General features: G+C 35.7%; 16 protein-coding genes. All 16 read left to right on the forward strand.

Annotated elements, in window-relative coordinates; translation table 11 throughout:
- Positions 1–213 precede the first annotated feature (213 nt).
- The 16 genes from BLS02_RS09160 (at position 214) to qcrB (ending at position 15,269) form a co-directional block, all read left to right on the forward strand.
- A complete protein-coding gene (locus tag BLS02_RS09160) occupies positions 214–486 on the forward strand; it encodes an HU family DNA-binding protein (protein ID WP_092492704.1) in 273 nt (90 codons plus the stop codon).
- 258 nt (positions 487–744) lie between these two features.
- On the forward strand, positions 745–1,539 hold the full coding sequence (locus BLS02_RS09165; protein WP_175559469.1) for a heptaprenyl diphosphate synthase component 1: 795 nt from the start codon (positions 745–747) through the stop codon (positions 1,537–1,539).
- Positions 1,540–1,542: 3 nt separating this feature from the next.
- Positions 1,543–2,253, forward strand: coding sequence for a demethylmenaquinone methyltransferase (locus BLS02_RS09170; RefSeq protein WP_092492706.1), 711 nt, complete (start codon positions 1,543–1,545; stop codon positions 2,251–2,253).
- A 45-nt stretch (positions 2,254–2,298) separates the two neighbouring features.
- Complete coding sequence (hepT, locus tag BLS02_RS09175; RefSeq protein ID WP_092492707.1) at positions 2,299–3,270, forward strand: heptaprenyl diphosphate synthase component II; 972 nt, start codon at positions 2,299–2,301, stop codon at positions 3,268–3,270.
- A 252-nt stretch (positions 3,271–3,522) separates the two neighbouring features.
- Positions 3,523–3,969, forward strand: coding sequence for a nucleoside-diphosphate kinase (ndk, locus tag BLS02_RS09180; protein WP_092492708.1), 447 nt, complete (start codon positions 3,523–3,525; stop codon positions 3,967–3,969).
- A gap of 206 nt (positions 3,970–4,175) precedes the next feature.
- A complete protein-coding gene (locus BLS02_RS09185; RefSeq protein ID WP_092492709.1) occupies positions 4,176–4,955 on the forward strand; it encodes a CheR family methyltransferase in 780 nt (259 codons plus the stop codon).
- A gap of 232 nt (positions 4,956–5,187) precedes the next feature.
- Positions 5,188–6,354, forward strand: a complete 1,167-nt coding sequence (aroC, locus tag BLS02_RS09190) for a chorismate synthase (protein ID WP_092492710.1) — start codon at positions 5,188–5,190, stop codon at positions 6,352–6,354.
- 5 nt (positions 6,355–6,359) lie between these two features.
- Positions 6,360–7,448 carry a 3-dehydroquinate synthase gene (gene aroB / locus BLS02_RS09195; RefSeq protein ID WP_368073007.1) on the forward strand — a complete coding sequence of 363 codons (1,089 nt, stop codon included), beginning with the start codon at positions 6,360–6,362 and terminating at the stop codon, positions 7,446–7,448.
- Between the two features lie 3 nt (positions 7,449–7,451).
- Positions 7,452–8,558, forward strand: a complete 1,107-nt coding sequence (gene hisC, locus BLS02_RS09200; protein WP_092492712.1) for a histidinol-phosphate transaminase — start codon at positions 7,452–7,454, stop codon at positions 8,556–8,558.
- Positions 8,555–9,655, forward strand: coding sequence for a prephenate dehydrogenase (locus tag BLS02_RS09205; RefSeq protein ID WP_175559470.1), 1,101 nt, complete (start codon positions 8,555–8,557; stop codon positions 9,653–9,655). Before hisC ends, BLS02_RS09205 begins: the two co-directional genes overlap by 4 nt.
- A gap of 27 nt (positions 9,656–9,682) precedes the next feature.
- On the forward strand, positions 9,683–10,969 hold the full coding sequence (gene aroA, locus BLS02_RS09210) for a 3-phosphoshikimate 1-carboxyvinyltransferase (protein ID WP_439144713.1): 1,287 nt from the start codon (positions 9,683–9,685) through the stop codon (positions 10,967–10,969).
- A gap of 112 nt (positions 10,970–11,081) precedes the next feature.
- Complete coding sequence (locus tag BLS02_RS09215) at positions 11,082–12,347, forward strand: tetratricopeptide repeat protein (protein ID WP_092492714.1); 1,266 nt, start codon at positions 11,082–11,084, stop codon at positions 12,345–12,347.
- A 340-nt stretch (positions 12,348–12,687) separates the two neighbouring features.
- A complete protein-coding gene (locus BLS02_RS09220) occupies positions 12,688–13,260 on the forward strand; it encodes a ReoY family proteolytic degradation factor (protein WP_092492715.1) in 573 nt (190 codons plus the stop codon).
- A gap of 96 nt (positions 13,261–13,356) precedes the next feature.
- Positions 13,357–13,821: a DUF2487 family protein gene (locus tag BLS02_RS09225; RefSeq protein WP_092492716.1), complete on the forward strand. Its 465-nt coding sequence runs from the start codon at positions 13,357–13,359 to the stop codon at positions 13,819–13,821.
- Positions 13,822–14,075: 254 nt separating this feature from the next.
- On the forward strand, positions 14,076–14,588 hold the full coding sequence (locus BLS02_RS09230; protein ID WP_092492717.1) for a QcrA and Rieske domain-containing protein: 513 nt from the start codon (positions 14,076–14,078) through the stop codon (positions 14,586–14,588).
- 6 nt (positions 14,589–14,594) lie between these two features.
- Entirely contained in the window at positions 14,595–15,269 is a 675-nt protein-coding gene (gene qcrB, locus BLS02_RS09235; RefSeq protein ID WP_092492718.1) for a menaquinol-cytochrome c reductase cytochrome b subunit, read from the forward strand.
- Positions 15,270–15,285 lie beyond the last annotated feature (16 nt).

A 15,285-nucleotide genomic window follows, 5' to 3' on the forward strand; every position in this document is an offset into this window, starting at 1 on the left:
TTTAGAGACTAATATGGGAAAAAATAGCTAAATATCAAATAAAAACCGAGAAAATAGGCGATTATTGTTGAAATTTATTTCAATCTCGGTTAGTATAAGCCTTGTCATCAATGAATTTGGTGGTAATAGTATAAAAAATGACAGATTGGTAACAAATGGAATTAGAATAAGTTTGTGCCAATGTCGATTGAAATTTGGGAGGAGGTGAATGTCATGAATAAAACAGACCTAGTAAATGCAGTTTCAGAAAAAAGTGAGCTTTCTAAAAAGGATGCTACTAAAGCTGTAGATGCAGTTTTTGAATCTGTCATGGATTCACTTAAAGATGGTGAAAAAGTACAATTGATTGGATTCGGGAATTTCGAAGTACGTGAGCGTTCAGCACGTAAAGGTCGTAACCCGCAAACTGGGGAAGAGATCAAAATTCCTGCAAGTAAAGTTCCTGCATTCAAACCAGGAAAAGCCCTAAAGGAAAGCGTTAAATAATAACTTACATAGGGCGAAAAAGGGCACGTAAACTACGTGCCCTTTTTTCTTTGTATTACAAATATCAAAATCAAATGAAATTTGCTGTAACTAAAATGCCCGGGCTTACCATACTGCTATGCACAGAGCTTGGTTATATAAATTATAATTCCTATTTCAACGTTCTTGTCTTTGATTTTTATGATTATGGAACATACTCAAAATATGCTATAATAACAATATCAATTAGGAATGCATGAAAGGGAACAGGTGGTTGTTTTGCAGACATCCAGTATGGATACGGGAAGTTTAAAAACATTAATAAAAGAAAAAATGCATAATTCATATTTAGAAAAATATGTAAAAAACCCGGTTTTGAGTGAAGATAAACTATTCATGTTAACTTCAATCTTAAACAATGCCGATTTGCCAGACTATAAAAAAGAGAATTACATCGTATCTACAATGCTTGTTCAAATGGCATTGGACACACATGATTTGGTTCCCAAAACAGACGATTCAGAGCAATCCAATACAGAAAAGGTAACAAAGCAACTATCAGTATTGGCTGGAGATTACTATAGTGGATTATACTACCTACTTCTATCGGAAATAGAAGATATAGAAATGGTTCATATTCTAGCAACCGCAATTAAAGAAATTAACGAATATAAAATGCAATTATATTATAGAGAAATAGAGTCTTTTGATACCTTTATAATAATCGCAAAGAAAATTGAAACACTATTATATACTCATGTTGCTGAATTCGTAGGTGAAACGACAATTAGTGGCATCGCGGCTGGATGGCTATTTACTAGCAAACTCAATGATGAAACACAACATATGCTACATACAGGTACTTCCACGATGTTTTCTATTTGGCACAAGCAGACTTCTTCAAGTGATGCGATCACAATACGCGCTGCAAAGAAGCATATTAACAAAGAAATAGCATCGGTTAGAAATCGGCTAACTCATTTTCCAAAGCATCTTATTGCAGTCAAAACACACATTTTAAAGACTTTAAATGAATTTCCATTTGAAAACAGAACAATTGTGGAAGAAGGGTAGTAAATGCATCAACAATCGAAAGAAGAACGTGTACATCACGTATTTGAAAAAATATATGATAACTATGACTCCATGAACTCAATAATTTCCTTTCAGCGTCACAAGGCATGGAGGAAGAATGTCATGCAGCGAATGAATGTTGAAAAAGGATCGATTGCACTTGATGTATGTTGTGGTACTGGAGATTGGTCTATCGCTCTTGCTGAAGCAAGTGGCAGCACAGGTGAAGTGATCGGGCTGGATTTTAGTCATAATATGTTATCTGTCGCAGAAGAAAAAAATGAGGCCCTAAAGTACAACCAGCTTCATTTTGTACAAGGAAACGCTATGGAATTGCCATACGAGGATAATTCATTTGATTATGTCACAATTGGTTTTGGGTTACGTAATGTTCCAGACTATATGACAGTATTAAAAGAAATGTATCGTGTTGTTAAACCGAATGGAAAAGTAGTTTGTCTGGAGACTTCACAGCCAACAATGTTTGGATTTCGTCAAGGATACTATTTCTATTTTCGCTTTATTATGCCATTATTAGGTAGAATGTTTGCTAAAAGTTATAAAGAATATGCATGGTTACATGAGTCAGCAAAAGACTTTCCTGATAAGAAAGAACTGAAACAGATGTTTCTATCAGCAGGTTTTTCTCGTGTACAAGTGAAAAGCTATACAGGTGGTGTAGCTGCAATGCATATGGCAACAAAAGAACAATAAATAAAACGACTTTAGTTCGGGAACTTAAAGTAAAAGGTGACATGCATGAAACTATCTAAAACTTACGGGTATTTAAACAAAGAATTGGATATAATTGAGTATGCATTAGGTAACGCTATTCAAGCTGACCACGATGTATTACGTGAAGCTTCTACACAGTTACTTCAGGCAGGGGGGAAAAGAATTCGCCCTGTTTTTGTCTTGTTATGCGGACAACTTGGAAACTTTAATATTGATCGTATTAAAACGGTTGCGGTATCGCTTGAATTAATACATATGGCTTCTTTAGTCCATGATGATGTAATTGATGACGCAGAATTACGTAGGGGTAAACCTACAATAAAACAGCTTTATGGAAATCGTGTTGCAATGTATACAGGTGATTACATACTGGCACGAGCTCTGGAAAATATAACTTTATTACCAAAGCCAACAGCACACCGTGTACTTTCTAAAACGATGGTGCAAGTGGCTACAGGGGAAATTGAACAAATTAAAGACAAGTTTAATTGGGATCAGAATTTGCGTAATTATTTACGCAGAATTAAACGCAAGACAGCTTTGTTAATTGCGACAAGCTGTAAATTGGGTGCAATTGCTACAGATGTTTCTGAAGAAAACGCAGAAAAACTATATCGTTATGGATACTATATAGGGATGTCCTACCAGATTATTGATGATATTCTTGATTTCACTGCGTCTGAAAATGAACTTGGCAAACCGGCTGGAAATGATCTTCTACAGGGGAATATCACATTACCTGTCTTAATTGCAATGAAGGATAAGGAGTTTAATAATTTAGTAAGAGAGACATTTGAAGATCCTGAGCGTGTATCTAAAGCTCAAATGGCTAACTTGTTGACCGAAATGAAGAAAACAAATGCCATAACAGAATCTTATAAGATAAGTGATCACTATTTGAAAAAAGCGCTAAATGAATTAGAAACAATTCCGAATCATAAGGCTAAACAAACATTACAGAGTATTGCAAAGTACATTGGCAAAAGACGCTCATAAATTATGCTAAAAGTTTGTTGCTATTATATAAACTGCGACACAGTGTGGAAAAATAATATAATTGCTATGACACCGCTCCGGTTACCAAGGCGACATATACTCCAGACACAGTATTTATAAACTATTTGTTAGCTTAGTCTTTTAGGTTAACTTTAGGTTAACAGTAAAGATAATTGTTATTTTAATAAATGTTTGTTAAAATTTTAAAGGTTGCTTATATAAGAAAAAATACATACTAAATGAGGTGCAAACATGGAGAAAACATTTTTAATGGTAAAACCAGACGGCGTTCAACGTAATTTAGTTGGTGAAATTATCAACCGTTTTGAAAGCAAAGGGTTTAAATTAGTGGGTGCAAAGCTAATGAATATTTCTAATGACTTAGCTGAGAATCACTATGGTGAACATAAAGAAAGACCTTTCTTTGGAGAGTTAGTTCAGTTCATTACTTCCGGACCAGTATTTGCAATGGTATGGGAGGGTGAAAACGTAATTTCTATTGCCCGTGATATGATGGGTAAAACCAATCCACTTGAAGCTGCATCAGGTACTGTCCGTGGAGACTTTGCCATGACTGTTGGGAAAAACATTATTCATGGTTCAGATTCACCAGAAAGTGCTGAGAGAGAGATTAATTTATTTTTTAATGAAAATGATGTGTTGTCTTACTCTAAACAAGATAGTGCGTGGATTTACTAACCATTTAAACCTCCGTTTTCTAACGGAGGTTTTCTTAGAAGTTACGAAAGTATAAATCCTTTCTTACTGCATGAGTGCAACTAAGCCGTTCGCCATTAAGGCTTTTACTCCAAAGTATAAGGGGTTCCAAGAAGCAAATCACACTTTTTTCATAAGAATCCCTTTAACGAATGCAAAGTTTTCTAAAATGAAAGAGGCGTATATAAATGTCGCAGGATTACATAAATTTTGTCTCCGATATAAAACATAAATTAAAAATTGATTTAACGTTATACAAAGAAACACAAATGAAGCGACGTCTTACCTCGTTACGGGATAAACGTGGCTATCAGCGTTTTAGTGATTATCTTAAAGCGATAGCCCAGGATGAATTACTGTTAAACGAATTTCTCGATCGTATTACGATAAATGTTTCTGAATTCTATCGCAATCCGAAGAGGTGGGAAGTAATGCAATCTGTTATTCTGCCTTCTTTATTGAAAAGTGGTAAGAAACTATCAATATGGAGTGCTGCTTGTTCTACTGGAGAAGAACCATATAGTATAGCATTAATGGTTAAGGAACATTTTCCAAATGCCGATTTTACTATTTTAGCTACAGATATTGATAATTTGGTGTTAGAAAGAGCGAAACAAGGGGCTTATACAGAACAATCACTTAAAGAATTGCCTGAGTCAGTACGAGATAAGTATTTTAAGCAGGAATCAGGTCTATACCATATTGATAACGAAATAAAACACCATGTACGATTTAAAAAGCACGATTTGCTTTCTGATATATACCCTCGAAATATGGATTTAATTGTGTGTCGAAATGTATTAATTTACTTTACTGACCAAGCAAAGAATATAATTTATCAGAATTTTTCGGATTCACTGAAGCATAATGGTATTTTATTTGTTGGGAGTACTGAGCAAATATTTAGTCCTGATAAGTATAATATGTCATTGATAGATACATTTTTTTATAAAAAGAATAATAATTAAATACGTTTGTTAATAGTGCAAGCGTATTTTTATTTTAACCTATGGCAAATCCTTGGTTTAAGGTATTCTAAGAACTATTCTATACTACGGAGTGCAAGTCTTAATGGCGAAAGTTTTGATTGCATATATACAGTAAGAAAGTATTAACTGCTAAAAATTTTTAACTAAATATAACAAAAGTAAAATGAGATATGATATAGTTATACAAAATTATCGAGAAGGAGGAGGTTTCATGCGTTATTTAACAGCTGGCGAATCACACGGTAAACAATTAACTACAATTATTGAAGGAATCCCTTCACATATGCCTTTATTAATAGATGATATTAATGAATCGTTACTTCGGAGGCAAAAAGGACATGGCAGAGGAAAAAGAATGCAAATTGAAAAAGACTTGGTGGAAATCACAAGCGGAGTTCGTCATGGCTATACGTTAGGATCACCTATATCACTGGTAATACACAATGATGATTTTAAGCATTGGATAGATATAATGGGAGAGGGTCCAATTGAAGAAGATAAGAAAATAAGGCGAACCGTTTCACGTCCAAGACCTGGTCATGCTGATTTGAATGGAGCATTAAAATATGGTCATCGTGATATGCGCAATGTACTTGAACGTTCATCAGCACGTGAAACCGCTGCTCGTGTAGCTGCAGGCGCTGTTGCTAAAACACTTTTAAAGCACCTGGGGATAGAAGTTTCAGGCTACGTAAAAGAAATTGCCGGTATCGTAGCAGAAGATAATCCATCTATGACAATGGAAAATAGGAAATCGACTTCTGAAGAATCACCTGTTCGAACGCTTGATAAAAATGTAGAACAGCAAATGATGAATGCAATTGATCAAGCGAAAAAAGAAGGAGATTCAATTGGTGGAGTTGTCGAGGTGTACGTAGAGGGAATGCCTGCAGGGGTTGGATCATATGTACATTATGACCGGAAGCTGGATGGCAGGATTGCTGGCAGTGTAATGAGCGTCAATGCTTTCAAAGGAGTTGAGTTTGGCTTAGGCTTTGAGGCAGCTCGAAAGAATGGCAGTAAGGTCCATGACGAAATCGCCTGGAAAGAAGATGTCGGTTATTACCGGAAAACAAATCGTTTAGGTGGATTTGAGGGAGGAATGACAACTGGCATGCCCCTTGTAATTAAGGGAGTAATGAAGCCAATCCCGACCTTGTACAAACCTCTTCAAAGCGTTGACATAGAAACAAAAGAACCGTTTAATGCAAGTGTTGAACGCTCAGATTCTTGTGCGGTACCTGCTGCTTCTGTTGTAGTAGAACATGTTGTTGCATTTGAACTTGCAAAAGCAATTACCGAGCAGTTTCCAAGTGATAAATTTTCGGCTTTACAGAAAGCAATTGAAGATTATCGTGAAGAAACAAGGTGTTTTTAGTGAAAGTGACAAAAGTTAAATCTGCTTCAAATTCCTACCATGTTTATGTAGGTGAAAATATAAGGTGTGATTTAAATTCTTATTTGCCAAAAGATTACTCATCTATTTTTATTGTTACAGATGAAATAGTAGCTAAGCATTATTTAGAAGAGATAAAGAAAAGCATATCCCATAAGCATGTCTATTCTTCGGTCATTCCATATGGCGAAAAATCAAAAAATGTAAATACGTTTTATCAATTGCATACGGATGCGATTGAATTTGGATTAGATAGACAGTCACTTATCATCGCACTTGGTGGTGGTGTAGTTGGTGATGTAGCTGGCTTTGTTGCAGCGACCTATATGCGCGGGGTTGATTTCATCCAAATGCCAACGACAATTCTTGCTCATGACAGCAGTGTCGGCGGAAAAGTTGCGATAAATCATGAACAGGGGAAAAACCTGATTGGTAATTTCTATCCCCCTGCAGCAGTTGTCTACGACGTACAAACACTTCAAACATTAAATGATAAAGAAATAAGGTCAGGTTATGCTGAATTGATTAAGGAAGCATTAATCCAGGATGATGCTTTCTTCCAATCATTACTAGCTTCAGACCTTTCTTCATTAACAAACGATGTCTTAGCTAATCAGTTAAACAGAGGGATTGAAATAAAAGCTTCAATCGTTGAAGAGGATGAACGTGAATCGGGTGTACGCAAATATCTTAATCTGGGACACACATTAGGTCATGCCTTAGAATCTATTATTGGATATGGGGTCCGTACACATGGAGAAATGGTTGCAATCGGATTATTATTTGCGATACGAGTCAGTGAAAAGGTATTCTCCATTAAGCTCCCTTATGATCAACTGTTACAATGGCTAAACGTAAATGCGTTTCCGATTCAGCTTACAAATATAAATAAACAACAAGTTTTAAATAGAATGAAATTAGACAAAAAGACAGTAAATACAACAATACAAATGGTACTTTTAAAAGATATTGCACAACCCGTTGTTGTTGAAATTAGTGACGAGGACTTATTAAATTATTTAGATTCCTTTCTTAAGGAAATTGAGAACAACGTTAATTTGAGGATGGGGGAGTAGCATATGAATGGAAAGCGAATTTTGAAGGAAATGACCCCTTATAAACAAGGAAAGCAAATGCATGAAGTGAAAAAAGAATTTGGATTAGAACGAATTGTAAAGCTGGCGTCAAATGAAAATCCGTTTGGATACTCAAAGAAGATTAATGAATACTTTGATGCACAACTGCCTTCATTTGATATTTACCCAGATGGATATACATCTGAATTGCGTACAGCTGTAGCAAACAAATTAAATATTAACGAAGATCAACTTGTTTTTGGAAGTGGAACAGATGAAATTGTTCAAATGGTAGGTCGGGCGTTTTTATATCCTGGAGTAAATACGGTAATGCCTACACCAACATTCCCACAATATAAGCATAACGCTATAATTGAGGGAGCAACTGTAAAAGAGATACCAACTATAAATGGGTATCATGATCTCGATGGAATGCTATACGCAATTGATGAAGATACAAATGTGGTTTGGTTATGTTCACCGAATAATCCGACAGGTAGTATAATTGCTCATGATGATTTCGACACATTTATGGAGAAGTGCCCGAAGCATGTGCTTGTAGTCTTGGACGAGGCATACTATGAATATGTACAAAACAATATGAAATCAAATATTTCGGTTAGATTATCAAGCTATAAAAATTTGCTAATATTACGTACGTTTTCTAAAGCTTATGGATTAGCTGGTTTACGGATTGGATACGGGGTAGCAAATAAAGAACTCATTGCGAATTTAGATGTTGTTAGAGGACCATTTAATACATCGTCCATGGCACAAAAAGCTGCATTAATAGCACTTGATGACGATGAGTTTCTTCTGGATTCAACTTCAAGGAACAGTAGTATAAAACATAGCTTTCAGCAGTTTTTAGATTCGATAGGCTGGCATTACTATGATTCACAAACAAACTTTTTACTGATTTCTACCCCAATTAATGGTGATGAAGTATTTCAGTACTTATTGGAAAATGGATTTATCGTTAGATCCGGTGAGGGATTAGGTTGTCCTAACACAATCCGCGTAACGATTGGAAATGAAGATGATATGAAACAGCTACAAGATATTGTCTACCAATTACATCTAGATATAAACAAGGAGAGAGAATCATGAAAAGAACAATTCTTGTAATTGGTTTAGGATTGATCGGTGGCTCACTAGCAAAGAGTATTGGCGAGTCAGACGAAAACTATATCATTGGTTATGATACAAATAAAGAAACGCTTGAATTTGCGCTCATGAATGAAATCATTCATGAGTCTTGTTCAACTATTGCTGATTCTGCTCAAATGGCTGATATTATTATACTTGGAACACCAATAACAGAAACAATTAAGTTTATAAAGGAATTAGATCAAATCCCATTTAATAAAGATGTTATTGTTACAGATGTTTCGTCGGTTAAAAAGCCAGTTAGTAACGTTGCAAATGGAATTACCAATAAACACATTAAGTTCATTGGCGGTCACCCAATGGCTGGCTCACATAAAAAGGGAATTAAAGCAGCAAAGGAGCACTTATTTGAGAATGCTATATATGTTCTTACGCCCTCCGATGTCTGCACTGAAACGATGATAAACACACTTAAAACTACACTGAAAGCTACAAAGAGTAACTTTGTAGTGTTAGAGGCGAATGATCATGATGAAATGACTGGAGTTATCTCACATTTTCCTCATTTGATTGCATCTGCACTTGTTCATCAAGCAAAAAAGTGGCAAAACACACATTCATTTATTCCAAAACTTGCAGCCGGAGGATTCCGGGATATTACTCGGATTGCATCCAGTAATCCCGAACTGTGGCAGGATATTTTTTACCATAATAGTGGAAAAGTGATGCACCTTATAGACGACTGGATAATGGAAATGAATGAGTTAAAGCAAATGCTTGAACAAAATAACAAAGTAAAACTAAGTTCCTACCTGAATCAAGCGAAGGATTACCGAGACGGTTTGGGTACAACCAAAAAAGGAGTAATTCCATCCTTTTATGATTTATATGTCGATATACGAGATCAAACAGGTGCAATCGCTTCTGTTGCTCAACTATTAGCTCACGAGAAAATTAGTATTAAGAACATGCAAATATTGGAGATACGAGAAGGGATTACTGGCGTTTTGCGCTTAAGTGTTCCAACAATAGATGATCAGAAGAAAAGTTATCAAGTATTACATAATAATGGATATGAATTGATGCTTGAAAAATAGTGGAAATGAAAAAGGAAGTGAATAGATTTGAAGGATATGAAGTTATCACCGTGTTCAAATGCTCTTAACGGAATATTGCAAGTCCCAGGAGACAAATCTATTTCGCATCGGGCAGTAATTCTCGGTTCGCTTGCGAAAGGTACTACAAAAGTTACTCATTTTTTAACTGGCGAGGATTGTCTGCGAACCATTAATGCATTTAAATTGCTAGGGGTGGATATCGAGGTAGATAACACCACGTTATATATACGCAGTAATGGCTTGTCCCATTTTAAAGAACCGATAGAACCAATTTACTTCGGAAACTCAGGGACTACCGCCAGATTAATGCTCGGAGTGTTATCCGGATTGCCTTTCTTCACCGCATCTTATGGGGATGCTTCATTAACATCACGTCCAATGGATCGTGTGATTATTCCTTTACAGCAGATGGGGACTAGTATAAACGGACGAAGTAATGGCAGTTATTTGCCGCTTGCAATTAATGGTGGTGGGTTGAGTGGCGTCCAATATACCTTACCTGTAAAAAGCGCCCAGGTTAAATCGGCAATATTGTTAGCAGGTCTTTTTGCTGAAGGGACGACCGAGGTTATTGAACCGACAGCCACCAGAAACCATTCTGAGAATATGTTGAAGGCTTTTGGGGCGGATATCAGTATAGAAGATACTTGTATAAGTATTACAAATCAGCCTCTGACTGCGACAGATGTATTTGTACCTGGGGATATTTCCTCTGCAGCATTTTTCATGGTTGCTGCCGCAATTGTTCCTGGTAGTAACTTGACTTTGAAGAACGTTGGACTAAACTTTACACGAACGGGTATTATTGATGTATTAACTGAAATGGGAGCTTCTATATCAATTTCAAATAAACAAACAATAAGCGGAGAAGATTTCGGTGATATAACCATTTCCTATAAAAAATTACAAGGTATTGTAATTAATGGTGATATCATCCCTCGTTTAATTGATGAACTTCCAATAATTGCATTATTAGCAACCCAAGCTGAAGGCGAGACAGTAATTGGTGATGCCGAAGAACTGCGATTAAAGGAAACAGACCGTATTGAAGCGGTTGTAGAGGGGTTGACCAATCTAGGTGCTGAAGTGCAGCCGACAAAGGATGGAATGATGATTGAAGGAAATTCCGTACTTGTTGGCGGAAGTGTCAATTCTTATAACGATCATCGTATAGCAATGATGCATGCGATAGCATCTTTAATAACTCAAAATGAAGTTGTAATCGATGATGTATCTTCTGTAGCAATTTCATATCCGAATTTCTTTCAGGATCTTACATCCGTATGTAGTTAATTTGGCAAAGAATCTGTTTACATACAGATTCTTTTCTATTTGAACAAAAATACACTTTTCTGTATGATAAAATGCATTAGATAGTTTCGCACGAAAAGAAAGGAAGTTCATAGTGGACACCAAAATTATGGAAGCAGTTAATTTAATGGAAAATAGACAATCAGAGAAAGCTATTTCACTTTTGGAAAATTATTTACCAAAAGCTGATGATGAAGAAAAATATACAATTGCAGAACTCTATATTCAGTGGGGTTTTCTAAAAGAGGCTAGTAATGCATTACAAGAACTTTTACAAAAATATCCAAAAGAAAGCGAAATTAAGGTAATGCTTGCTGACGTATATACTGAACTCGAAAATGACGAAGAGGCAATAAATTTACTAAGTGAAATTGATGAAGACGATCCGGCATTTGTTCAGAGTATGATTCAGCTGGCAGACCTTTATCAGGCGCAGGGACTTTTTGAAGTAGCAGAACAAAAACTGTTAATTGCCAAACAATATGAGCCCAATGAGCCTATCATTGATTTTGCTCTAGCTGAACTGCTGTTTTCTACCGGGTCATATAAAAACGCTATTACGTATTATGAAAAGATACTGCCTATTACAAATGAAATGGCAAATGTACCAATTAATGACCGTATGGCTGAAGCATATGCGGCAATAGGAGAATATGAAATTGCATTAAGTATATTCCAGGATATAGATAGTGAGAATCCAGATACAATATTTAAATATGGTTTTACAGCCATGCATGCAGGCCGAAGTGATATAGCAATTAAAGCATGGAAGCAAGTAATAGAACTTGATACCTATTATCATGCTGCATACTATCAATTAGCAAAGGCGTACGAAGCGGAAGAAATGCCTAAAGAAGCTTACGAGACAGCAAAGCAGGGATTGCAGGTTGATGAGTTTAATAAAGAGCTATATTTCTTTACCGGTTCTTTGGCACACCAATTAAATGAAGACATTGAAAGTGAAAAGTTGGTGAGGGAAGCAATAGCACTTGATCCTGACTATAAAGAAGCAGTTTTATTTTTAATTGAGCTGCTTAAAAAACAAAATAATCAGGAAACTATAGTTGAGCTGATTATTGAAATTAAAGGAATGGGAGCTAATGACCCACTTTATGAATGGGAACTTGCACGAGCGTATAATGAAATTGAATCATATGACAATGCATTAAAACACTATGATGAAGCATATAATAGCTTAAACCAAGACAGCGACTTTCTAAAAGAGTATGGATACTTTCTAACAGAAGAAGGGAGGATGGAAACAGCAATCCGTATATTTGAAGAATATTTAAAACAACAACCATTAGATGTAGATGTCGAAGAATATATCGCTCGACTAAAACAATCAAGAGAACTATAATAAAACGAAAGTGCAAACACATGTATAGTGCCGTATGGATTATAATCGTGCCGTATCGACGTTGTCGCACAAAGCGGCGATCTTCTTATTTCCTGAAATTTTATGAACATGACTCATCGTAAACACGGGGAGAAGTCCAATAGGCGCTGGAGCTGGACGTGGCAAACTCGGAAGTTCAGTTATACACAGCACTTAACTTTTATTTCTTATAATATTAGAGAAAATTGCTACCGCCATGCCTTTATGGCGAAAGCCTTAGTTGCACTCATGCAGTAAGACAGTATTTATACTTTCTAAACTGCTAAAAAATTATGGATATTAAGGGAGGTTAGTTCCACGAATGCATACTCCTATTTCCGTGCAGGATAAGAAAAGTTTTATTCAATGGTTTTTAAATCACTATCAGTTAAAAAAGCGTGAAAGTGTATGGATTTTAAATTATTTAATAAATCATAAAAAAATCTTAACTAACGTGCACTTTGTGCGTGAAGCGAAGTTTTGTCCAAGAGGAATTATAATTACCAGTCATTGTTCTGAGGAAGTACCATTCCGTTTCTATAAAAATCAATTAGTTACAACTGATGCTGAAAAGTCATTTCATGATATCAGGATGAATCAACATGAGCCCTTATACATCCAATTGAATTTCACAAAATCGTATCAGAATATATTATATGCAGCAGTTCTAGTTGAAAACCCATTTATTCCTGACGAATACTTTATTACGAAAAAGGATCAGGAAGCAGCAAAACAACTCTTGGAAAAATCATTATTTGAATATCAAAAGAATCAACTGCAGGTTAAAATAGATCGTGCTCTAGATGAGAAAGATCAACAAACATTTCAAGAGTTGGCAAAAAAACTACATAGATTGGATAACATGAAATTAAATCAACCTAACTTACAAAGGTAATAGGTTGATTTTTTTTGCTGATTTAAGATAAGATTTAAGTTAAATCATATTTTTTCTAAAATGAAGAAGAATAGAATAGAGGAAGGGTTGTATACTATGAAATGGAAAAAAAGTGATTTACACCAGTATGTAAATGCAAAAGAATATGTGGATACAATAATTATTCCACTCATACCCTTTCAGTTATCAAACGATTCTGTACTTGAAAAGGATGCGTTTCAGCGAGAAGTATTAGTTGCTTTTTCCTACGAACTTGAAAAAGAGCTTACAGGAAGGGTTTTGCTTACACCGAATTATAATTATCTTAAATCATCCCATAAAGACCAGGAAATAGTTCGAATAAATTCATGGATCGATGACATAGAACAACAACCTTTCAACCATATTTTTTATGTTACATTTGATTCTACATGGAAAAAGAATGAACAAGGAATGCGTGGCACCCTATTATGGCTGCCTGGCGTATCAGATGGTACATTACAATCAAATGAAATGCACTCCATCATACGTAGCAATGTTGAACAAGTAAGTGAGCTTATAAGGTCTTACTGGAAAGATTAGTGAACTTAACTTAGCGCAAAAATTTAGTGGCGATAAACTTACTTGTACTTATACGATTTCTAAAGATTTACATTTTCCTATCGGTGTAAAAAATAGTACTTTTTAATTACTAATTATTCACCTATTTACGAAAGTTTTATGTCAAAGAAGATTATTTATTGACCAGATAAACAGATTGCGCTATTATGGTAATGTCCTAGTAATCTGATTAAAATAATCTTGTCCGTGAAAAATGTATAGAGGGGGGAAAATTCATGAGCGAAGAGAAACAGCAAGTATCCCGTCGTCAATTTCTAAATTATACACTTACTGGTGTAGGTGGATTCATGGCAGCAGGTATGCTTGTTCCCATGTTACGTATGGCAGTTGATCCAGTCTTGCAAGAATCAGCAACTGGAGATTTTGCAAATGTTAGTTTGGCAGTAGAGGATATTACAAATGATCCACAGCGTGTAGATTGGAAGATTAAACAGGTTGATGGTTGGTATGAGTCTGAAGTTACTAAATCAGCATGGGTGTACAAAGATGATAATGGCGATATAATAGCACTTTCCCCAATTTGTAAGCACCTTGGCTGTGTTGTTTCATGGGAAGGCAGTGAAGATTATCCAAATCAATTTTATTGTCCATGCCATGACGGCCGTTATTATAAGAGTGGCGTAAATGTACCTAACACACCACCAACAGCGGCATTGGATGTATATGAACAAAAAGTTGAAAATGGGATGTTATATCTTGGTAATGCACATCCACAAGGGGAGGCTTAATAGTATATGCTACAGAAAATATATGATTGGATTGATGACCGCGTAGATATTTCGCCTTTGTGGCGTGATATTGCGGACCATGAAGTACCTGAGCATGTTAATCCTGCCCATCATTTCTCGGCTTTTGTTTATTGCTTTGGAGGATTGACATTTTTCGTAGTCGTTATTCAGATTTTATCAGGTATGTTTTTAACGATGTATTATGTTCCAGATATCGAAAATGCGTGGAAGTCAGTTTATTACTTACAAACTGAAGTTGCGCATGGCCAAATTGTACGAGGCATGCACCACTGGGGTGCCAGTGTCGTTATTGTAATGTTGCTACTACATACACTGAGAGTATTTTTCCAAGGTGCATATAAAAAACCACGTGAACTAAACTGGATAGTTGGGGTTCTTCTATTCTTTGTTATGCTTGGACTTGGTTTTACTGGATATTTATTGCCTTGGGATAATAAAGCATATTTCGCGACTCAAGTTGGTCTTGAAATAGCAGAACAGGTTCCATTTATGGGAGAACAAATTAAGACTCTACTTGCTGGTGATGCGAATATTGTTGGTGCACAAACACTGACTAGATTCTTTGCAATCCACGTATTCTTCCTACCGGCTGCCTTATTCGGATTAATGGCAGCACACTTTATATTAATACGAAGACAAGGAATTTCAGGACCACTATAAATAAAAAGGAGGTAAA

Origin of the sequence: Virgibacillus salinus (assembly GCF_900102415.1) — a bacterium.
Taxonomy (GTDB): Bacteria; Bacillota; Bacilli; order Bacillales; family Amphibacillaceae; genus Lentibacillus; species Lentibacillus subterraneus.